The sequence below is a fragment of the Streptomyces sp. NPDC059582 genome, assembly GCF_042735715.1.
Lineage (GTDB): Bacteria > Actinomycetota > Actinomycetes > Streptomycetales > Streptomycetaceae > Streptomyces.
The window spans coordinates 84,600-105,705 of the sequence record NZ_JBHWCC010000007.1; the positions used below are offsets into that span (position 1 = coordinate 84,600).

The window sequence follows — 21,106 nt, forward strand, 5'->3', positions numbered from 1 at the left end:
CGTCACTTGGCGGCAGCGGCCGGAGCGTCCTCGCCGAGCAGCTTGCCGTCGGAGGTCTCGAACTGCTTCTTGAACTCCGCGATCGCGTCGGCGATGGCGGTGAGCGTGTCGTCCGACATCTTGCCGCCCTCCTTGATGGAGGTCATGAGGCCCTGCTCCTTGCGGTGCAGGTACTCCAGCAGCTCCTTCTCGAAGCGGCGGATGTCGGTGACCGGGACGTCGTCCATCTTGCCGGTGGTACCGGCCCACACGGAGACGACCTGGTCCTCGGTGGCCATCGGCTGGTACTGAGCCTGCTTGAGCAGCTCGACCAGGCGCTGACCGCGCTCCAGCTGGGACTTCGACGCGGCGTCCAGGTCGGAACCGAAGGCGGCGAACGCCTCCAGCTCACGGTACTGGGCGAGGTCCAGACGGAGGCGGCCGGAAACCTGCTTCATCGCCTTGTGCTGCGCGGAACCACCGACTCGGGAGACGGAGATACCGACGTTCAGCGCGGGGCGCTGACCGGCGTTGAACAGGTCCGACTCCAGGAAGCACTGGCCGTCGGTGATGGAGATGACGTTGGTCGGGATGAACGCCGAGACGTCGTTGGCCTTCGTCTCGACGATCGGCAGACCCGTCATCGAACCGGCGCCCATGTCGTCCGAGAGCTTCGCGCAGCGCTCGAGCAGACGGGAGTGCAGGTAGAAGACGTCACCGGGGTAGGCCTCGCGCCCCGGCGGACGGCGCAGCAGCAGGGACACGGCGCGGTAGGCGTCGGCCTGCTTGGACAGGTCGTCGAAGATGATGAGGACGTGCTTGCCCTCGTACATCCACTGCTGACCGATGGCCGAGCCGGTGTACGGCGCCAGGTACTTGAAGCCGGCCGGGTCGGACGCCGGGGCGGCGACGATGGTCGTGTACTCCAGCGCGCCGGCCTCTTCGAGGGCGCCACGCACGGAGGCGATGGTCGAGCCCTTCTGGCCGATGGCGACGTAGACGCAGCGGACCTGCTTGTTCGTGTCGCCCGAGCGCCAGTTGTCGCGCTGGTTGATGATCGTGTCGACGGCCAGGGCGGTCTTGCCGGTCTGGCGGTCACCGATGATCAGCTGACGCTGGCCGCGGCCGACCGGGGTCATCGCGTCGACGGCCTTGTAGCCGGTCTCCATCGGCTCGTGCACCGACTTACGGGCCATGACGCCCGGAGCCTGAAGCTCCAGGGCGCGGCGGCCGGACGTCTCGATCTCGCCGAGGCCGTCGATCGGGTTACCGAGCGGGTCGACGACGCGGCCGAGGTAGCCCTCGCCCACGGCGACGGACAGCACCTCACCGGTGCGGTGCACCGGCTGGCCCTCTTCGATACCGCTGAACTCGCCGAGGACGACCGCACCGATCTCGCGCTCTTCCAGGTTGAGCGCGAGTCCGAGGGTGCCGTCCTCGAACTTCAGCAGTTCGTTGGCCATGGCCGAGGGAAGCCCCTCGACCTTCGCGATGCCGTCGCCGGCAAGGGTGACCGTACCGACCTCCTCGCGCGAGGCCGCGTCCGGCTTGTACGACTGGACGAAGTTCTCCAGCGCGTCCCGGATCTCCTCCGGCCGGATCGTGAGCTCCGCCATCTGGGTTCCCTGCTCTCCTTGTTGGGCCCGAAGTTTCACTTTGGGGGGATGGGGACTCCCCCCTGAAAGAGGTGAATCCTCTGCACGGCCCAACCAGGGCCGTAATTGCTTACGTACTGCGTATTGAGTTGCGGCGGGGCAGCTAGCTCGCCAGTCGGCGGCCGGCTTCCTCGATGCGGTCCGCGAGCGAACCGTTGATGATCTCGTCGCCGACCTGTACCCGCATCCCGCCGAGGACCTCGGGGTCCACGTCCAGGTTGAGGTGCATCCTGCGGCCGTAGAGCTTCGCGAGGGCGGCGCCCAGGCGCTGCTTCTGCGTGTCGCTCAGCGGTACCGCCGAGGTCACGACAGCGACCGCGCGGTCCCGGCGCTCGGCGGCGAGCTTGGACAGGGACTCCAGTCCCGCCTCCAGGCTACGTCCCCGCGGCGCGGTCACCAGGCGCGTCACCAGACGCTCGGTGGTCGCCTTCGCCCGGCCGTCGAGCAGCCGGTGCAGCAGCTCGTCCTTGGCCGAGGTGGTGGCCTTGCGGTCGGTCAGCGCGGCCCGCAGCTCGGTGTTCGAGGAGACGATCCGGCTGAACCGGAACAGCTCGTCCTCGACGTCGTCGAGCGTGTCCGCCTTCTCCGCCGCGGTGAGGTCGGCGATGCTCGCCAGCTCCTCCAGCACGTCCACCAGGTCGCGGGGCTGCGACCAGCGGGAGCGCACCGTGCCGGCCACCAGATCGGCGGTCGGGCCGCTGACCTGGCTGCCGAGCAGGCGCTGGACCAGCTCGGCCTTGGCCTCACCGGCCTGCGCCGGGTCGGTGAGGACCCGACGCAGCGACACCTCGCGGTCGAGCAGCGCGGTGACGGCGGCCAGCTCGTCGGCGAGCCGGACGGGGTCCACGGACGTGGAGTCCGTCAGCGCGTCGAGACGCTCACGGGCAGCTGCGAACGCCTCGCGGCTCGCTCCGTGTGCTGTCATCGAGCCGCCTCGGCCTTCTCGTCGAGCTCGTCGAGGAAGCGGTCGATCACACGGCTCTGGCGGGCGTGGTCCTCGAGGGACTCGCCGACCAGCTTGCCGGCCAGGTCGGTGGCGATCTTGCCGACGTCCTGCCGCAGCGCGGCAGCGGCGGCCTTGCGGTCGGCCTCGATCTGGGTGTGACCGGCGGCGACGATCTCCTCGCGCTGCCGCTGGCCTTCCGCGCGCATCTCGGCGATGAGCGTGGCGCCCTGCTCCTGCGCCTCCTGGCGCAGCCGCGCGGCCTCGTGGCGGGCCTCGGCGAGCTGGGCCTTGTACTGCTCAAGGACGCTCTGGGCCTCGGTCTGTGCGGCCTCGGCCTTCTCGATACCGCCCTCGATGGCCTCGCGACGCTCTTCCAGGACCTTGTTGATGGTCGGAAGGAGCTTCTTGGCGAGGAAGCCGAAGACGATGACGAAGGCGATCAGGCCGATGACGAGCTCCGGCCACGGCGGAATGAGGGGGTTCTCCTTCTCCGCCTCGGCCGCCAGCTGAACCAGGGGGTTCACATCAGTGCCTTTCGTCGAATGGGGCTGTCGCTGTCGTTCGTCTTAGTAGACGAACGGCATGACGAGGCCGATGAGGGCCAGCGCCTCACAGAAAGCGAAGCCGAGGATCTGGTTGGCGCGGATCAGGCCGGCCGCCTCGGGCTGGCGGGCCAGGGCCTGGGTGCCGTTACCGAAGATGATGCCGACGCCGACGCCCGGGCCGATCGCGGCGAGGCCGTAACCGATGGAGCCGAGGTTGCCGTCAACCGCAGCGAGGGTCTGGAGAGCGGACATGCCGGTTCTTCCTTCTCTTTCAGTGACCGGTGGGGGTTGGCCACCGGTTGTCTCTTGGGTGAGGGAGGGGCCTGCTCAGTGGTGCTCGGCGAGCGCGCCCTGGATGAAGGTGCAGGTCAGGAGGACGAAGACGTACGCCTGAACAGCCTGGATGAAGAGCTCGAAGGCGGTCATCACGATGACCATCACGAACGAGACACCCGAGTACGCGATGCCGATGCCGTTCAGCATGTACCAGCTGGCGATCGTGAAGAGCAGCAGCAGGGTGTGACCGGCGAACATGTTCGCGAACAGTCGGACGGCGTGCGTGAACGGGCGGACCAGCAGGTTCGAGAAGAACTCGATGGTCATCGACAGCGGCAGCACCGCACCGAGCGACTTGTCGTATCCGGTGACGTTCTTGAAGAAGCCGACGAAGCCGTGGCGCTTGAACGTCAGGGACACCCAGGTGATGTAGACGATCAGCGCGAGCACCGCCGGGTAGGCGATGATCGAGGTCACCGGGAAAGAGGCGACCGGGACGATCGACCAGAGGTTCATCATCCAGATGAAGAAGAACAGCGAGACGGCGAGCGGTACGTACTTCTCACCTTCGCGCTTGCCGATCGTCTGGTAGACGATGCCGGTCCGGACGAAGTCGTACCCCGCCTCGGCGATCATCTGGAGCTTGCCCGGGACGAGCTTCGGCTTGGCGAACGCGGCCCAGAAGAAGCCCACCACGATGATGGAACCCAGCAGGGCCAGCAGCATCGGCTTGTTGAAGTAGAGGCCGTTGCCGTCGGCGTCGCCCCAGAGCGGCTCGAACATGAACGAGTGCAGGCCCGGAGCCGGGAAGCCGCACCCGTCGAACAGGTGGCAGCTCGTGTCGAAAGCGAGCGTCTGCGTCGGGTCAGCACTCACCGCGGGCTCCTTCATCGTGGCGCATAGGTACGGCAACCTCGTTGTGTCGGCGCGGCGCGGGGCCGCAGTTCGGCACGGGACTGGTGTTACGGATGTGGGGGCGGCTGAGGGGCATCTCGCCTCGCGATTGAGCAGGCGTCAGCTCGGATGCCCGCGCCCGCGATGCCGCAGTTGGCACCGGACGATAGCAGGATCTCTCATGCAGCTTTATCCCGGCCCTACCCCTCACGACGAGTGCCCCGGCTTTTCGGGCTTGTCACCCTTCGAGGAGGCGGTCGTGGAGGCGGTCGAATCGGGTTCGACGTAGAGGATCTTGGACTTCATGTGCGCACGCGTCTGCGCGGCGATCCAGGTGAGGGTGCCGGCGACGAGCGTGAGCGCGAAAGCCCTGGGGTGGAACAGCGTCGTGTGCTTGAAGGCCGCGACGAAGATGAACAGCAGCAGGATCTGTGCCGCGTAGAGCATCAGACCCATCGCCTGGAACAGGTGCGGAAGCGATTTGGCAGTGCGCTGCAGGACGTAGAGCCCGATTCCCATGAAGAGGATCACGATCAGCGTCGCCACGATCGCCCCGACCGCACCCTTGCCACCCGCGACCACGCCGCTGACGACGGCGGCGATCGCGCCGACGGCAGCTGTGGGCACAGCAGCCTGAGCCAGGATCCGGACGTCGTTGGACGGCATGGCGGCAACTCCGCTTTCAAAGGGGGAAGGGGTGTCGTCATGGACGAGCGTAGTCCCGGGCCGAGTGGAGGTGACCTCGCGCCAAGGAACCGTCTCACTACGGTCCTTCGGCCCCATCCCGGGTTCTCGTGAACAGTATCACAAACTATTTGATGAGGTCTTTACCTGGTAGGTGTGCTTGCTGTCACACATGAGAGTGACAGTGCGCGTCTGTGCAAAAACAGGGCCAACATGTCTGGTATTGGAGCAGTTTGCTCCCCCACGAGTTGGCAATGCTCTAGTCAGATTCTTACCTTGGGCCGTCAACGGAGGCGGGAGCGGGGGCCGATGGCGGTCGCCCCGTTGACCCCTGACACTCCGGACATTCCGGCCGCGACCGGAGCGCGCTGCTCCTCCTCGGCGGGCGCCTCGGCCTCGTAGGCCGTCGCCGGCTCCGCCTCGGGCACCTCCAGGACCCGGCGGCGACGCCGGTAGCGCGGCGGCACGAACTGCTCGGCCCAGCGCGGGGCCCGCGGGGTGAAGCGGGGCAGCAGAAGCAGCCCCAGGCCGATCGCGCAGAGGAGGACGACACCGAGCACGATCCACATGGACGCCGCGTTGACGGAGTAGGCGAGCGCGCCGAACGCGATCAGCGCCGACCAGAAGTACATGATCAGCACCGCGCGGCTGTGCGAGTGCCCGATCTCCAGCAGCCGGTGGTGCAGATGACCGCGGTCGGCGGCGAACGGCGACTGGCCGCGCCAGGTGCGCCGCACGATGGCCAGGATCAGGTCCGCGGCCGGGATCGCGATGATGGTCAGCGGCATCAGCAGCGGGATGTAGACCGGCACCATCTGGTGCACGGCACTGCGCTCGGACCCCGAGAACAGCTTCATCACGTCCGGGTCGACCTGCCCCGTGACGGAGATCGCGCCGGCCGCCAGCACCAGGCCGATGAGCATCGAGCCCGAGTCGCCCATGAAGATCCGGGCGGGATGCGCGTTGTGCGGCAGGAAGCCCAGGCACATGCCCATCAGGATCGCCGCGAACAGCGTGGCCGGGGCGGCGGCCTCGATGCCGTACGAGTACCAGATCCGGTAGGCGTACATGAAGAACGCGGCCGCCGCGATGCACACCATGCCGGCCGCCAGACCGTCGAGGCCGTCGACGAAGTTGACCGCGTTGATGGTGATGACGACCAGCGCGACCGTCAGCAGGGTGCCCTGCCACTGGGTCAGCGCCACCGTGCCGACACCCGGCACCGGCAGCCACAGGATCGTCAGACCCTGCATGACCATGACGCCGGCGGCGATCATCTGGCCGCCCAGCTTGATCAGGGCGTCGATCTCGAACTTGTCGTCCAGGACGCCGATCAGCCAGATCAGCGCCGCCCCGGAGAGCAGCGCCCGCGGCTCGTTCGACTTCTCGAAGACCTCGTTGAGGTTGGTGAGGTGGTCCGCGACCAGCAGTCCGGCGCACAGGCCGAAGAACATCGCGATCCCGCCGAGCCGCGGAGTGGGTTCCCGGTGCACGTCACGTGCCCGGATCTCCGGCATCGCTCCGGCCACGATCGCGAACTTCCGCACCGGCCCGGTCAGCAGATACGTCACCGCGGCCGTGATGCAGAGCGTCAGCAGGTATTCACGCACGGGCTTCCCCACAGGTCTCGCTGGCCATCTCAGCCCCACACCCTAGCGAGGGCCGCATACGGTTGGGGACTTCCGGGTAGCGACGATGGTTGCACGTGTGCCTGTGCACTCGGGCCCGCCTACCCCCGTTCAGCCGGGATACGGCGGAAATACCCGAGTGAGTTCGCGCACTTCCTGCCGGGCGCGGCCGCCCTCGATCTCCCCGCGCAGCACGCCCCCGAGCAGCGCGGCGATCCGCGCCATCTCGTTCTGCCCCATGCCCTGCGTGGTCACCGCGGCCGTGCCCAGCCGCAGGCCGCGGGCGTCGCCGTGGGGCAGCGCGCAGCAGTCCAGGACCAGGCCGGCCGCCGCGAGCCGGCCGCGCGCGCTGCGCCCGTCGACGCCGAGCGGCGCCGGATCGGCGGTGATGAGGTGGGTGTCGGTCCCGCCGGTGGTGACGGCCAGCCCCTCCGCCGCCAGCCCGTCCGCCAGCATCCTGGCGTTGGCGACCACCTGGTGGGCGTACACGGTGAAGGCCGGGGTCGCCGCCTCGCCGAACGCCACCGCCTTCGCGGCGATCGTGTGCATCTGCGCACCGCCCTGGGTGAACGGGAAGACGGCCCGGTCCACCCGCTCGGCGAGCTCCGCGCCGCACAGGATCATGCCGCCGCGCGGTCCGCGCAGCACCTTGTGCGTGGTGGCACACACGATGTCGGCGTACGGCACCGGGCTCGGTGCCGCTCCCCCGGCGACCAGGCCGATGGGATGGGCGGCGTCGGCGACGAGATAGGCGCCCACCTCGTCGGCCACGGACCGGAACAGGGCGTAGTCGATGTGCCGGGGGTAGGCGATGGAGCCGCACACGATCGCCTTCGGCCGGTGCGTACGGGCCAGGGTGCGCACCTGGTCGTAGTCGATGAGCCCGCTCTCGGCGTCGACCCCGTAGCCGACGAAGTCGAACCAGCGCCCGGAGAAGTTCACCGGCGAGCCGTGCGTGAGGTGACCGCCGTAGGGCAGCCCGAGGGCGAGGACGGTGTCACCGGGCCGTAGCAGCGCGGCGTACGCGGCGAGCACCGCGGACGATCCGGAGTGCGACTGCACGTTGGCGTGCTCGGCGCCGAACAGTGCCCTCGCCCGGTCCACGGCGATCCGCTCGGCGACGTCCACGAGCTCGCACCCGCCGTGGTGGCGGGCCCCCGGATAACCCTCGGCGTACTTGTTCGCGAGGGGCGAGCCGAGCGCGGCCAGCACGGCCGGCGAGGTGAAGTTCTCGGCGGCGATCAGCTGGAGCGACGTCGCCTGCCGCTCGCGCTCGGCGAGCAGGACGTCTGCCAGCTCGGGGTCCTGCCGGCGCAGGACATCGGCCTCGAGGGTATGGGTGACCGCCATGATGGGCTCCGGACGCGTCGACGGTGACGTACGTCCAATGTAGGCCGGGGGCGCGCGCCGCGCCCGGTACCGCCGCCGCTAGGTGCGCGCCGGTACTCCGGTCAGCGCCGTCACCACCGGGTCCAGGGCCTCGTGTATCTCGTCCCCGATCGACCGGAAGAACGGCAGCGGCGCCCCGTACGGGTCGTACACCTCGTCCGCCTCGGCGGTGGGCGCCAGCAGCCAGCCGCGCAGCGCGGCGGCCGCGCGCACCAGCGCACGCGCGCGCTCGACCACGCCGTGGTCCAGCGTCGGCAGCGTCGCCGGGTCGATCGCGCGGACCAGCCGGGTGAACTCCTTCAGCGTGAAGGTGCGCAGGCCCGCCGAATGGCCCATCGAGATGACCTGGGCCCGGTGGTCGCGGGTCGCCGTCAGGACCAGGTCGGCCATGATGACGTGCTCGTCGAGCAGCTCCCGGCCGACGAAGCCGGAGGCGTCCGCGCCGAAGTCGGCCAGCACGGTCTCCGCGTTGGCCTCCATGGGCGCGCCCTCGTGGCCCCAGGTGCCCGCGCTCTCCACGATCAGCCCACCACTCAGCAGACCGCCGAGCCGGTCCGCCACGAAATGGCGGGTCAGCCGCTCGGTGATGGGCGAGCGGCACACGTTGCCGGTGCTGACGTGGAGGATGCGGAAGCTGTCGCGCGGGAACCCGAAGGTTCCCGTCACTTCCCCGTTGCCTATGCCACGCCCCGCGTCAGGGGCCGTCAATTCGCCACCTCGAGGTCGGGTACGACCTTCCGCAGCTCCTCCGCGGAGATCGCGCCCGCGCGCAGCAGCAGCGGCACCTCGCGGGTGACGTCGACGATCGAGGACGGCACGTTGCCGGGGGTCGGGCCGCCGTCCAGGTAGACGGAGACGGAGTCGCCGAGCATCTCCTGCGCGGCGTCGCAGTTCTCGGGAGCCGGGTGACCGGTCAGGTTCGCGGAGGACACCGCCATCGGGCCGACCTCGGTCAGCAGCTCGATGGCGACCGGGTGCAGCGGCATGCGGACGGCTACGGTGCCACGGGTGTCCCCCAGGTCCCACTGGAGGGACGGCTGGTGCTTGGCGACGAGCGTGAGGGCGCCCGGCCAGAAGGCGTCGACCAGCTCCCAGGCCAGCTCGGAGAAGTCCGTGACGAGCCCGTGCAGGGTGTTCGGGGAGCCGATGAGGACGGGCGTGGGCATGCTGCGGCCCCGGCCCTTGGCGTCGAGGAGGTCGGCGACGGCCTCCGAGGAGAACGCGTCGGCGCCGATGCCGTACACCGTGTCCGTCGGCAGCACCACGAGTTCGCCCCGGCGGACGGCGGACGCGGCCTCGCGCAGACCGGTCACGCGGTCGGTCGCGTCGTTGGTGTCGTATCGCCGTGCCATCTAGCGGGCCTCCTCGTACACGTACTGCTGGGCTGAAGTCTGGGGTGCCCCGCTCACGGCAGCGCCTTGCGTGCGGTGGCGAACCGGGGCCGGTTGTTGAGGTCGGGGTGGTCGGCCGCGTCGGCCCAGCCCTTCTCCTCGGTGAAGATCCACGGCACCTGGCCGCCCTGGGTGTCGGCGTGCTCGACGACGACGACACCGCCGGGGCGCAGCAGCCGGTGCGCGGTGCGCTCCAGGCCGCGGATGAGTTCGAGCCCGTCCTCGCCCGAGAACAGGGCGAGTTCGGGGTCGTAGTCCCGCGCCTCGGGAGCGACGTACTCCCATTCGGTCAGCGGGATGTACGGCGGGTTGGAGATGACCAGGTCGACCTGGCCGTCGAGGTCGTGGAAGGCGTCCCTGGCGTCTCCCTGACGCAGGTCGACCCTGGACCCCTCCATGTTCTTGCGGGTCCACCGCAGGGCGTCCTCGGACAGCTCCACGGCGTGCACGCGTGAGCGCGGCACCTCCTGCGCGAGCGCGAGCGCGATGGCGCCCGAACCGGTGCACAGGTCGACGATCAGCGGCTCGACCACGTCCATGGCGCGTACGGCGTCTATGGCCCAGCCGACGACGGACTCCGTCTCGGGGCGCGGCACGAAGACACCGGGGCCCACCTGGAGCTCCAGATACCGGAAGAAGGCGTGGCCGGTGATGTGCTGGAGCGGCTCGCGCTGCTCACGGCGCGCGATGACCTCCCAGTAGCGGGCGTCGAAGTCCGCGTCCTTCACGGAGTGCAGCGCGCCCCGCTTCACGCCGTGCACGAACGCGGCGAGCTCCTCCGCGTCGTTGCGCGGCGAGGGCACGCCGGCGTCGGCCAGCCGCTGGGTGGCCTGGGCCACCTCTGCGAGCAGCAGGTTCACGCAAGTCCTCCGTGTCGTACTCGTCCTCGTACGTGGATACGTCCGTCCTTACGCGGCCGCGAGCTTCGCCGCCGAGTCCGCGTCGACACAGGCCTGGATCACCGCGTCGAGGTCGCCGTCCAGGACCTGGTCCAGGTTGTACGCCTTGAAGCCCACGCGGTGGTCCGAGAGCCGGTTCTCCGGGAAGTTGTACGTGCGGATCTTCTCGGAGCGGTCGACGGTGCGGACCTGGCTGCGCCGGGCGTCGGCGGCCTCCCGCTCCGCCTCCTCCTGCGCCGCCGCGAGCAGCCTGGAGCGCAGGATACGCATCGCCTGCTCCTTGTTCTGCAACTGGCTCTTCTCGTTCTGGCAGGAGGCGACGACTCCGGTGGGCAGGTGCGTGATGCGCACCGCGGAGTCCGTGGTGTTGACGGACTGGCCGCCGGGGCCGGACGAGCGGTACACGTCGATGCGCAGGTCGTTCGGGTTGATCTCCACGTCGACCTCCTCGGCCTCCGGGGTGACCAGCACGCCCGCCGCCGAGGTGTGGATGCGGCCCTGGGACTCGGTGGCCGGCACACGCTGCACGCGGTGCACGCCGCCCTCGTACTTCAGCCGGGCCCAGACGCCCTGGCCGGGCTCGGTGGCACCCTGGCCGCCCTTGGTCTTCACGGCGACCTGGACGTCCTTGTAGCCGCCCAGCTCGGACTCGGTGGCGTCGATGATCTCGGTCTTCCACCCGATGCGCTCGGCGTAGCGCAGGTACATGCGCAGCAGGTCGCCGGCGAACAGGGCGGACTCGTCGCCGCCCGCGCCCGCCTTGATCTCGAGGATGACGTCCTTGTCGTCGCTGGGGTCGCGCGGGACGAGGAGCAGCCGCAGCTTCTCCGTCAGCTCCACGCGCTGCTTGTCCAGCTCCTTGACCTCGGCGGCGAAGTCCGGGTCGTCGGCGGCCAGTTCGCGCGCGGTCTCGATGTCGTCGCCGGTCTGCTTCCAGGAGCGGTACGTGGCGACGATCGGGGTGAGCTCGGCGTAGCGCTTGTTCAGCTTGCGCGCGTTGGCCTGGTCGGAGTGGACCGACGGGTCGGCGAGCTTCGTCTCCAGGTCGGCGTGCTCACCGACGAGTTCCTCGACGGCCTCGAACATCTTGGGCTCCTGTACTGCGTGACGAAAGGGAAGGCGGACGACCAAAAACGCCGGTCCCGGGCGCACCCCGGTGAGGGGCGCGGCCGTGGACCGGCGAAATGGGGCTCGCTACTTCTTGGAGCCGGCAGAAGCCTTGCCGAAGCGGGCCTCGAAGCGGGCCACACGGCCACCGGTGTCGAGGATCTTCTGCTTGCCCGTGTAGAACGGGTGGCACTCGGAGCACACCTCGGCCCGGATGGTGCCGGAGTCGATGGTGCTACGGGTGGTGAACGACGCGCCACAGGTGCAGCTGACCTGCGTCTCGACGTACTCGGGGTGGATGTCGCGCTTCAAGGTGTCTCCTAGTTTCGGGAGGGCGCCGGGTCGCAGCCGCGGGATACGGGAGCGTGAACCGGAGCCGACGTACCAGTCTGCCAGGACTGGGCGCATCCCCCAAAACCGGGGGGTGAGCCGATCTATTCCCCGGGCCCGGGCGGCGGCCGGGGAGGGACTGCCCCCGAGGCCGGACCAGCCCCGTCCGGGACTCAGGACGAGGTCACGACGCCCTTGGCCCCGCCGCTCACGGTGCCCTTGCCGGCGGACTTCGGGATCGGCCGGTCGTCGCGCAGCGCGTTCCAGACCAGCTTCGCCTTGGCCTCGACGACGATGACGCGGTTGGGGTTCGCCGGGTCGTACAGCACCGGCAGGGTGACCATCGTCATGTGGGACGCTCCGATGCCCTTGAGGCCGTTCGCGAAGTCGAGCAGGGAGTTCACCGAGCCCAGCTCGGAGTCGGCCGTGACGGTCCTGGTCGCGGTGTCGGCGAGATCGACCAGCTTCTTGGGGCTGGTGAAGAGGCCGACGTCCTTGACCTGGTTGACCAGGGCCTTGACGAACGCCTGCTGGAGCTGGATACGGCCGAGGTCGGAGCCGTCGCCGACGGCGTGCCGGGTGCGGACCAGGCCGAGCGCCTGCGCCCCGGTGAGCCGGTGCGTGCCGGCCTTGAGCTTCAGATGACTGTCGGGGTCGCTGATGTTCTCGGTGGTGGTCACCGTCACGCCGCCGAGCTCGTCGACGAGCTTCTGGAAGCCGCTGAAGTCGACCTCGAGGTAGTGGTCCATGCGGACGCCGCTGAGGGCCTCGACCGTCTTCACGGCACAGGCGGCGCCGCCGGTGGAGTAGGCGGAGTTGAACATCACGCCGGTGGCGGCGGCGTGCGTGGTGCCGCGGGAGTCCGTGCACGCGGGGCGGTCGATGAGGGTGTCGCGCGGGATGGAGACCACGCTGGCCTTCTTGTGGCCCTTGTAGACGTGCACGACCATCGCCGTGTCGGAGCGGGCGCTGCCGTCGTCCGTGCCGCCGCCGAGCTTCTTGTTGGAGCCGGAGCGGGTGTCCGAGCCGAGCACCAGGATGTTCTCGGAACCGTTGTCGGTCTTGGTGGGCCGGTCACTGCCCAGGGCCTGGTTGATGTCGACGGACTTCAGGTTGTCGTTGAGCTTGAAGTACAGGTAGCCGGCGCCGGTGCCGCCCAGTACGAGGATGCCCGCCGCCGTCCAGGCCGTGATGAGCAGTCCCTTGCCCCGCTTGCCGCGGCTCCTGCGGCGGCCCTTGGCGCGGTGGCGGGGGCCGCTGGTACCGGGGGGTCCCGGTATGCCGGGCTCCGGCGTGCTCTCGGCGGACATGTGCTCCTCGGCTCTCGGTGTCGCTCGATCGGGGGAATCCCCCTTGCTTCATCGTCGCTCCGTCCGGTCAGACGGGGAAACTCGGGCAAGGGTTGCACGACGCTCCGCGTCCGCCGGGTGCCGTTGTGTGCACTGCGTGTAGTCGCCAAACCGGGGCGTACGCCGCTCACCTGCGGTTTCTGCCGCCGTGCCGCCCCGGCCCACGGTGGGCCTCCAGACCGTTCCCTGTGGCAAAGGTCTCGCCGTACGGTCTGCCCCGCGCGGCCTCGTACAGGACGGGCAGGGCGGCTCGTACGGGACGGGCAGCGCGCGGGCTCGTACGGGACGACAGGCGGTCTGCACGGGCAGGACGGGCGGCACAGGCGACACAGGCGGCACAGGCGACACGGGCGGCCCGGGCGGCACGGGCGGCACGGGCAAGGCAGCACGGGCAGGAGGAACGGCCCGGGCAGCACGAAGGGCCGCCCCGAGTCGGGAGCGGCCCTTTCGTGTCAGGAGGGACCTCAGTCGCCGTTGCCGGGCATCGGGGTCGTCTTCTGGATCTGGAGCAGGAACTCGGCGTTCGACTTCGTCTGCCGCATCTTGTCGAGCAGCAGCTCGATCGCCTGCTGCTGGTCGAGCGCGTGCAGCACGCGACGCAGCTTCCAGGTGATGGCGAGCTCGTCGCTGCCGAGCAGGATCTCTTCCTTACGGGTACCGGACGCGTCGACGTCCACCGCCGGGAAGATGCGCTTGTCGGCGAGCTTCCGGTCGAGCTTGAGCTCCGCGTTGCCGGTGCCCTTGAACTCCTCGAAGATGACCTCGTCCATGCGCGAGCCGGTGTCGACGAGCGCGGTGGCCAGGATCGTCAGCGAACCGCCGTCCTCGATGTTGCGCGCCGCACCGAAGAAGCGCTTCGGCGGGTAGAGCGCGGTCGAGTCGACACCACCGGACAGGATGCGGCCGGAGGCCGGGGCGGCGAGGTTGTACGCACGGCCCAGACGCGTGATCGAGTCGAGCAGCACGACGACGTCGTGACCCAGCTCCACCAGACGCTTGGCGCGCTCGATGGCGAGCTCGGCGACCGTGGTGTGGTCCTCGGCCGGGCGGTCGAAGGTCGAGGAGATGACCTCGCCCTTGACCGACCGCTGCATGTCGGTGACCTCTTCCGGACGCTCGTCGACCAGGACGACCATCAGGTGGCACTCGGGGTTGTTGTGCGTGATCGCGTTGGCGATCGCCTGCATGATCATGGTCTTGCCGGTCTTCGGCGGGGCCACGATCAGACCGCGCTGGCCCTTACCGATCGGCGCGACGAGGTCGATGATGCGGGTCGTCAGCACGCCCGGGTCGGTCTCCAGACGGAGCCGGTCCTGCGGGTACAGCGGCGTCAGCTTGTTGAACTCCGGCCGCCCGCGCCCGGAGTCGGGGGCCATGCCGTTCGTCGAGTCCAGGCGGACCAGCGCGTTGAACTTCTCGCGGCGCTCGCCGTCCTTGGGCTGGCGGACCGCGCCGGTGACGTGATCACCCTTGCGCAGACCGTTCTTGCGGACCTGGGCGAGCGAGACGTACACGTCGTTCGGGCCGGGCAGGTAGCCCGACGTACGGATGAACGCGTAGTTGTCGAGGATGTCCAGGATGCCCGCGACCGGGATCAGGACGTCGTCCTCGGCGAGCTGCGGCTCGGCGGCGATCTCGTCACGGCCACGACGGCCACGGCGGTCGCGGTAACGGCCGCGCCGGCCACGGCGTCCGCCCTCGAAGTCGTCGTCGTCCTGCGGGCCGTTGTCACGCTGGCGGTCCTGGCGGTCCTGGCGGTCGGGACGGTCCTGCCGGTCCTGGCGCTCCGGACGGCCGCCGCCGCCCTGCTGCTGGCTCTGCTGGCGCTGCGGCTGGCCGCCGCCCTGCTGCTGGTCGTCGCCCTTGCCGCGGCGGTCACGGTCACGCCCGCGCTCACGGCGGTCACGGCGGCGGCCCTCGGCGCCGTCACCCGCGTCGCCCTGCGACTGCGCGCCGGTCTCGGTCTTCGACTCGCCCGTGGCCTCGGCGGCGACCGTCTCGGTGCCGTTGGCCGTCGGGCTGCCCGCGTCGGCGGTGGCACGCCGACGGCGGCGCTCCGCCGGGGCGTCATCGGCCGCGGGCTGGCCGGGAATGTCGATCTGCTGCTGGGCCACGGCCTTGTCGGCGTTCGCCTCGGCCTTCTCGGCGAGGGCGTCGTCGCCCGTGCGCGTCTTCGAGGTGGCGCGGCGCTTCGGCTTGGTCTCGGCGTCCCCGGCGGCGGAGGACGTGGCCTTCGCGGCGGGGGCACCCCCGCCCGCCTGCGCCTCCTTGATGACCTCGATCAGCTGGCTCTTGCGCATGCGCGCGGTGCCCCTGATGCCGAGGCCGGATGCGACCTGCTGCAGCTCGGCCAGCACCATGCCCTCGAGGCCGGTACCGCGGCGCCGCCGGGAGCCGGCACCGGTGGCAGGCGCGGAGGCGTCCGTGGCGGGCGCGGCAGCGGTCTCCTCGACACGTGCGCCCATCAGATCGGTGGTGTCGCTCACGAAGGGTCCTTCCCTGGAGCGGACGTCGGCCTGTCTGGCTCGGCGACCGGTTGTGCTGTCCGGCAGTGGTCCCGTCTGTGTGGACCGTGCCGGGGCGGTGGTCCGCCAAAGCGGCGGAAGAGAATTTCTGGTGATGGCGCTTCCATGAGCCGTGGCACCGACTGTCTGTGTCACGCGGCGTGGTAGCACCGATTCCGGAGCGTGCCCTGCGGACCGCTCAGCACCCGCGTACGGCGTACTGCCCAGGTACGACGTACGGAATACCGCGCGGCTTGGGGAGCTCCCGGAAGAATGTTGGTCCCGGACGGGGACACGAAGCACCTCGCCATGGTGGGGTCGGGTGCAGACTTGAGGTTAACACTACCGGATCCAACAAACATTCCCCCTCTCGAAATCCGGCAACCGTGTCTCAGGTCGCAAGCGGCAGCACGCTCGCTCCCTGCAGATCAAGGCTCAGCCGGTTGGCAGCCCAGCCCGTACCGGCCAGCTGCTCGACCTTGTCGGCGGTGCCCGCGTCGACGAGCGCCATGACGGTGGGTCCGGCACCCGAGATGACGGCTGGAATGCCGTCTGCACGCAGTCGTTCGACGAGCGCGGCGCTCTCCGGCATGGCGGGTGCGCGGTAGTCCTGGTGGAGCCGGTCCTCGGTGGCGGGCAGCAGCAACTCGGGGCGCCTGGTGAGGGCCTCGACGAGCAGCGCGGCGCGGCCCGCGTTGGTGGCGGCGTCGACGTGCGGCACGGTGCGCGGCAGCAGACCGCGCGCGGTCGCCGTCAGCACCGGCTTTCCGGGCACGAAAACCACCGGAACGATGGAATCGGCGGGCTCCATCCTGATCGCCCGCGCGGCGCCCGCTTCCATCCAGGAGAGTGTGAACCCGCCCAGCAGACAGGCCGCGACGTTGTCGGGGTGGCCCTCGATCTCGGTGGCGAGTTCGAGCAGGGCGGCGTCGTCGAACTTCGCCTCGCCGCCTATGGTCACGGCCCGCGCGGCGACGATGCCGGCGCAGATGGCCGCCGAGGACGAGCCCAGACCGCGGCCGTGCGGAATGCGGTTGGCGCAGACGATCTCCAACCCGCGCGGCTGGCCGCCCAGCAGGTCGAACGCGGTCCGCAGGGACCGTACGAGGAGATGACTCTCGTCGCGCGGGAGGGTCTCGCTGCCCTCGCCCGCGATGTCGATGTGCAGCCCGGAGTCGGCCACCCGGACGACCACGTCGTCGTACAACCCCAGCGCGAGGCCGAGGGCGTCGAAGCCCGGGCCGAGGTTGGCGCTGGTGGCGGGGACGCGCACCCGGACGGCGGCGGCGCGGAACGCTGGACCGGCCATCGCTCGATGAACTCCTTGAGCTGCGAGATTGTCGAAAGACATGCGATACGGACGGGCGATACGGAAAGACGATGCGAACGGATTCGGTAGGTACGTGAGGACCCTCGGGCCGTGTGGACGGCGCGCCGCCGTGCCGTATGCGCAGGCATATGCGGCGGGCGGGTTCAGTACAGCCTATCGAAGGAAGGTTCTGTGGCGACATAGGGCGCACAGGAGGCGCACGATGCGTGTCGTAAGCCCCCTGTGCACCCCCGATGGGGTTACCCCTGATCGGCCTAGATCCCTCGTCAGGCGAGACCGAGGCGCTCGGCCGCCGTCGCCGCGTCGACCGGCACGGTGACCGGCTGCGGGGCGCCCGCGACGGCCCAGTCCGGGTCCTTGAGGCCGTTGCCGGTGACCGTGCACACGATGGTCTGTCCCGGGTCGACCTTGCCCTGCTCTGCCGCCTTCAGCAGACCGGCCACGGACGCGGCGGACGCGGGCTCCACGAAGACACCCTCCTGCGCGGCCAACAGCCGGTAGGCGCGCAGGATTTCACGGTCCGTCACCTCGTCGATGAAGCCGCCGGACTCGTCCCGCGCCGCGAGGGCGAACTTCCAGGACGCGGGGTTGCCGATCCGGATCGCGGTCGCGATCGTCGAGGGGTCCTTGACGACCTCGCCGCGCACGATCGGGGCGGAGCCGGAAGCCTGGAAGCCCCACATACGGGGCGTCCGCCGGGCGATCCCGTCGGCGGCGTACTCGGTGTAGCCCTTCCAGTACGCGGTGATATTGCCCGCGTTGCCCACCGGCAGGACATGGATGTCGGGGGCGTCCCCGAGCATGTCCACGATCTCGAAGGCGGCGGTCTTCTGCCCCTCGATACGCACCGGGTTGACCGAATTGACCAGCGCCACCGGGTAGTTGTCGCTCAGCGCGCGGGCGAGGGTGAGGCAGTCGTCGAAGTTGCCGTCGACCTGGAGGATCTTCGCGCCGTGCACGAGGGCCTGGCCCATCTTGCCGAGCGCGATCTTCCCCTGCGGGACGAGAACGGCCGAGACCATGCCGGCCCGCACCGCGTACGCGGCGGCGGAGGCCGACGTGTTGCCGGTGGAGGCGCAGATGACGGCCTTCGCCCCCTCCTCCTTGGCCTTGCTGATGGCCATGGTCATACCGCGGTCCTTGAAGGACCCGGTGGGGTTCGCGCCCTCCACCTTGAGGTGGACCTCGCAGCCCGTGCGCTCGGAGAGCACCTGCGCGGGCACGAGTGGCGTGCCGCCCTCGCGGAGCGTCACGACCGGCGTGCTGTCGGATACCGGCAGCCGGTCCCGGTACTCCTCGATGATTCCGCGCCACTGGTGGGTCATTGCTGGTTACTCTCCTTCAACCCGCATGATGCTGGCGACACCCCGCACGGTGTCGAGCTTGCGCAGCGCCTCGACGGTCCCGCTGAGGGACGCGTCGGACGCGCGGTGGGTGACGACGACGAGAGAGGCCTCGCCGCCGCTTTCCGGTCGTCCTTGCTGCCGCACCGTATCGATCGACACGCCCTGCTCGGCGAACACGGTCGCCACCTGGGCGAGAACACCCGGTTTATCGGCCACATCGAGGCTGATGTGATAGCGCGTGACGACATCGCCCATCGGCGAGACGCGCAGCGCGGCATACGCCGACTCCCCGGGCCCGGTGGCGCCGTTGAGCCGGTTGCGGCAGACGGCGACCAGGTCACCGAGGACGGCGGAGGCGGTGGGGGCGCCGCCCGCGCCGGGGCCGTAGAACATGAGCTGCCCCGCGGCGTCGGCCTCGACGAACACGGCGTTGTAGGCGCCGCGCACGGAAGCCAGCGGGTGGCTCAGCGGGATCATCGCCGGATGCACGCGCGCGGTGACGGACCCGCCGTCCGCGGCCCGCTCGCAGATGGCGAGCAGCTTGATGGTGCAGCCGATCCGCTTGGCGGCGGCGAAGTCGCCGGCGGTGACCTCGGTCATGCCCTCGCGGTAGACGTCGTCGAGGCGCACCCGCGTGTGGAAGGCGATCCCGGCGAGGATGGCGGCCTTGGCGGCGGCGTCGAAGCCCTCGACGTCGGCGGTCGGGTCGGCCTCCGCGTAGCCGAGCGCGGTGGCCTCGTCGAGGGCCTCCTGGTACCCCGCGCCGGTGGAGTCCATCTTGTCGAGGATGAAGTTGGTCGTTCCGTTGACGATCCCGAGCACGCGGTTGACCTTGTCCCCGGCGAGGGACTCGCGCAGCGGCCGGATCAGCGGGATGGCACCGGCGACGGCGGCCTCGTAGTAGAGGCTCTCGCCGTTCTCCTCCGCCGCCGCGTGCAGGGCGGCCCCGTCCTGGGCGAGCAGGGCCTTGTTGGCGGAGACGACGGACGCGCCGTACTCGAAGGCGGTGGTGATGAGGGAGCGGGCGGGCTCGATGCCCCCGATGACCTCGACCACGACGTCGATGTCGCCGCGCTTGACCAGGGCGGTGGCGTCGGTGGTGACGAGGGCGGGGTCGATCCCCTCACGGACCTTGGCAGGGCGCCGCACGGCCACGCCCGCGAGCTCCACGGGCGCGCCGATCCGGGCGGCGAGGTCGTCGGCGTGCGTCGTCATGATGCGCGCCACCTCTGAGCCGACCACTCCACAGCCCAGCAGCGCCACCTTCAGCGGACGCGTACGCATCATCCGACCTCGTTTCCTCATACCGTCTACGGTCGCACCAGTCTCACTCACCGGACGGGACTTTCTGCCCCTGGTCCGGATCGTGAGACATCTATTTCATTCCGGCGGGCCGGGAGGACAACAGATCTTCCACCCCGCGCGGCACCCGGCTCGTTCGTCGTCCGGGAGCGGACTCACCCGACGTCGAGACGGAGAAGGTCCTCCTCCGTCTCACGCCGGACGATGAGCCGGGCCTCGCCGTCGCGCACCGCGACGACGGGCGGGCGGGTCACATGGTTGTAGTTGCTGGCCATCGAACGGCAGTAGGCACCCGTGGCGGGTACGGCGATGAGGTCACCGGGCGCCAGGTCGGCCGGCAGGAACGCGTCCTTCACCACGATGTCCCCGCTCTCGCAGTGCTTGCCCACGACCCGGGCCAGCATCGGCTCCGCCTCACTGGCCCGGGAGACGAGAGCGACGCTGTACTCGGCGTCGTACAGCGCGGTGCGGATGTTGTCGGACATGCCGCCGTCGACGGAGACGTACGTACGCAGCCCGTCGAGGGGCTTGATGGTTCCGACCTCGTACAGCGTGAAGGCGGTCGGCCCGACGATGGCGCGCCCGGGCTCGACCGAGATACGGGGCGTACGCAGCCGGGCGGCCTCGCACTCGCGGGTGACGATCTCCGTCAGCGCCTTGGCGATCTCGTGCGGCTCGCGGGGGTCGTCGTCGCTGGTGTACGCGATACCGAGCCCGCCGCCGAGGTCGATCTCGGGCAGCTCGACACCGTGCTCGTCGCGGACGTCCTTCAGCAGCGACACGACCCGGTGCGCGGCGACCTCGAACCCGGACATGTCGAAGATCTGCGATCCGATGTGGCTGTGGATGCCGATCAGCTCCAGCCCGTCGAGCTGGAGGGCACGGCGTACGGCCTCGGCGGCCTGACCGCCGGCGAGCGGGATCCCGAACTTCTGGTCCTCGTGCGCGGTCGCGATGAACTCATGGGTGTGCGCCTCGACGCCGACCGTGATCCGGATCTGCACCCGCTGCCGCTTCCCCAGCGACTCGGCGATGTGGGCGACGCGGACGATCTCCTGGAAGGAGTCGAGGACGATGCGTCCGACGCCGGCCGTGACGGCCCGGTGGATCTCCTCGGCGGACTTGTTGTTCCCGTGGAAGGCGATGCGTTCGGCCGGCATCCCGGCGGACAGGGCGGTGGCGAGTTCGCCGCCGGAACAGACGTCGAGGTTGAGCCCCTCCTCGTGCAGCCAGCGCACGACGGCACGCGAGAGAAAGGCCTTGCCCGCGTAGAAGACGTCGGCGTCGTGACCGAACGCGGACCGCCACGCGCGCGCCCGGGCGCGGAAGTCGGCCTCGTCGAGGAAGTAGGCGGGGGTACCGAACTCCTCGGCGAGCCGCTTCACGTCGATCCCGCCGACGGTCGCGACACCGTCCGCGTCCCGGCTGACGGTCTGCGCCCACACCTTGGGGTCGAGGGTGTTGAGGTCGGCGGGCGGGGCGGAGTAGTGCCCCTCGGTGAGGACATCGGCGTGCCGGGGCCCGGCGGGGTGTGCGGAACGGCTCATGGCTG

Annotated in this window: 19 protein-coding genes; all 19 read right to left on the minus strand. The window is 70.0% G+C overall.

Annotated features, from left to right (window positions below):
- Positions 1–2: 2 nt before the first annotated feature.
- Positions 3–1,595: a F0F1 ATP synthase subunit alpha gene (atpA, locus tag ACFV0T_RS09010; RefSeq protein WP_385776086.1), complete on the minus strand. Its 1,593-nt coding sequence runs from the start codon at positions 1,593–1,595 to the stop codon at positions 3–5.
- Positions 1,596–1,737: 142 nt separating this feature from the next.
- Positions 1,738–2,559, minus strand: coding sequence for a F0F1 ATP synthase subunit delta (locus tag ACFV0T_RS09015; protein ID WP_385776087.1), 822 nt, complete (start codon positions 2,557–2,559; stop codon positions 1,738–1,740).
- Positions 2,556–3,104 (minus strand): F0F1 ATP synthase subunit B, encoded by a 549-nt coding sequence (locus ACFV0T_RS09020; RefSeq protein WP_385776088.1) that lies wholly within the window; start codon positions 3,102–3,104, stop codon positions 2,556–2,558. The genes ACFV0T_RS09015 and ACFV0T_RS09020 overlap by 4 nt, the downstream gene beginning before the upstream one ends.
- A gap of 42 nt (positions 3,105–3,146) precedes the next feature.
- Positions 3,147–3,377 (minus strand): ATP synthase F0 subunit C, encoded by a 231-nt coding sequence (gene atpE / locus ACFV0T_RS09025; protein ID WP_103780068.1) that lies wholly within the window; start codon positions 3,375–3,377, stop codon positions 3,147–3,149.
- A 75-nt stretch (positions 3,378–3,452) separates the two neighbouring features.
- Entirely contained in the window at positions 3,453–4,292 is an 840-nt protein-coding gene (gene atpB / locus ACFV0T_RS09030; RefSeq protein ID WP_385776091.1) for a F0F1 ATP synthase subunit A, read from the minus strand.
- A 210-nt stretch (positions 4,293–4,502) separates the two neighbouring features.
- Positions 4,503–4,961: a hypothetical protein gene (locus ACFV0T_RS09035; protein WP_385776093.1), complete on the minus strand. Its 459-nt coding sequence runs from the start codon at positions 4,959–4,961 to the stop codon at positions 4,503–4,505.
- A gap of 302 nt (positions 4,962–5,263) precedes the next feature.
- The gene (locus ACFV0T_RS09040) at positions 5,264–6,589 is read right to left on the minus strand and encodes an MraY family glycosyltransferase (RefSeq protein WP_385776095.1); all 1,326 of its coding nucleotides are present in this window, start codon (positions 6,587–6,589) and stop codon (positions 5,264–5,266) included.
- A gap of 129 nt (positions 6,590–6,718) precedes the next feature.
- A complete protein-coding gene (glyA, locus tag ACFV0T_RS09045; protein ID WP_385776097.1) occupies positions 6,719–7,957 on the minus strand; it encodes a serine hydroxymethyltransferase in 1,239 nt (412 codons plus the stop codon).
- Between the two features lie 78 nt (positions 7,958–8,035).
- Positions 8,036–8,704, minus strand: a complete 669-nt coding sequence (locus tag ACFV0T_RS09050) for a protein-tyrosine-phosphatase (RefSeq protein ID WP_385776099.1) — start codon at positions 8,702–8,704, stop codon at positions 8,036–8,038.
- The gene (locus ACFV0T_RS09055; RefSeq protein WP_385776101.1) at positions 8,701–9,348 is read right to left on the minus strand and encodes an L-threonylcarbamoyladenylate synthase; all 648 of its coding nucleotides are present in this window, start codon (positions 9,346–9,348) and stop codon (positions 8,701–8,703) included. The genes ACFV0T_RS09050 and ACFV0T_RS09055 overlap by 4 nt, the downstream gene beginning before the upstream one ends.
- 53 nt (positions 9,349–9,401) lie before the next feature.
- Positions 9,402–10,247 carry a peptide chain release factor N(5)-glutamine methyltransferase gene (prmC, locus tag ACFV0T_RS09060; RefSeq protein ID WP_385776103.1) on the minus strand — a complete coding sequence of 282 codons (846 nt, stop codon included), beginning with the start codon at positions 10,245–10,247 and terminating at the stop codon, positions 9,402–9,404.
- Between the two features lie 48 nt (positions 10,248–10,295).
- Positions 10,296–11,372, minus strand: coding sequence for a peptide chain release factor 1 (gene prfA / locus ACFV0T_RS09065; RefSeq protein WP_385776105.1), 1,077 nt, complete (start codon positions 11,370–11,372; stop codon positions 10,296–10,298).
- 108 nt (positions 11,373–11,480) lie between these two features.
- Complete coding sequence (gene rpmE, locus ACFV0T_RS09070; protein ID WP_385776107.1) at positions 11,481–11,705, minus strand: 50S ribosomal protein L31; 225 nt, start codon at positions 11,703–11,705, stop codon at positions 11,481–11,483.
- 191 nt (positions 11,706–11,896) lie between these two features.
- Positions 11,897–13,033, minus strand: coding sequence for an LCP family protein (locus tag ACFV0T_RS09075; RefSeq protein WP_385776109.1), 1,137 nt, complete (start codon positions 13,031–13,033; stop codon positions 11,897–11,899).
- 503 nt (positions 13,034–13,536) lie between these two features.
- The gene (gene rho, locus ACFV0T_RS09080) at positions 13,537–15,558 is read right to left on the minus strand and encodes a transcription termination factor Rho (RefSeq protein ID WP_385776111.1); all 2,022 of its coding nucleotides are present in this window, start codon (positions 15,556–15,558) and stop codon (positions 13,537–13,539) included.
- Between the two features lie 409 nt (positions 15,559–15,967).
- Positions 15,968–16,885, minus strand: coding sequence for a homoserine kinase (gene thrB / locus ACFV0T_RS09085; RefSeq protein WP_385776112.1), 918 nt, complete (start codon positions 16,883–16,885; stop codon positions 15,968–15,970).
- 287 nt (positions 16,886–17,172) lie between these two features.
- Entirely contained in the window at positions 17,173–18,231 is a 1,059-nt protein-coding gene (gene thrC, locus ACFV0T_RS09090; RefSeq protein WP_385776114.1) for a threonine synthase, read from the minus strand.
- Positions 18,232–18,237: 6 nt separating this feature from the next.
- Positions 18,238–19,536, minus strand: coding sequence for a homoserine dehydrogenase (locus ACFV0T_RS09095; protein ID WP_385776318.1), 1,299 nt, complete (start codon positions 19,534–19,536; stop codon positions 18,238–18,240).
- Positions 19,537–19,709: 173 nt separating this feature from the next.
- On the minus strand, positions 19,710–21,101 hold the full coding sequence (gene lysA, locus ACFV0T_RS09100; protein WP_385776116.1) for a diaminopimelate decarboxylase: 1,392 nt from the start codon (positions 21,099–21,101) through the stop codon (positions 19,710–19,712).
- Positions 21,102–21,106 lie beyond the last annotated feature (5 nt).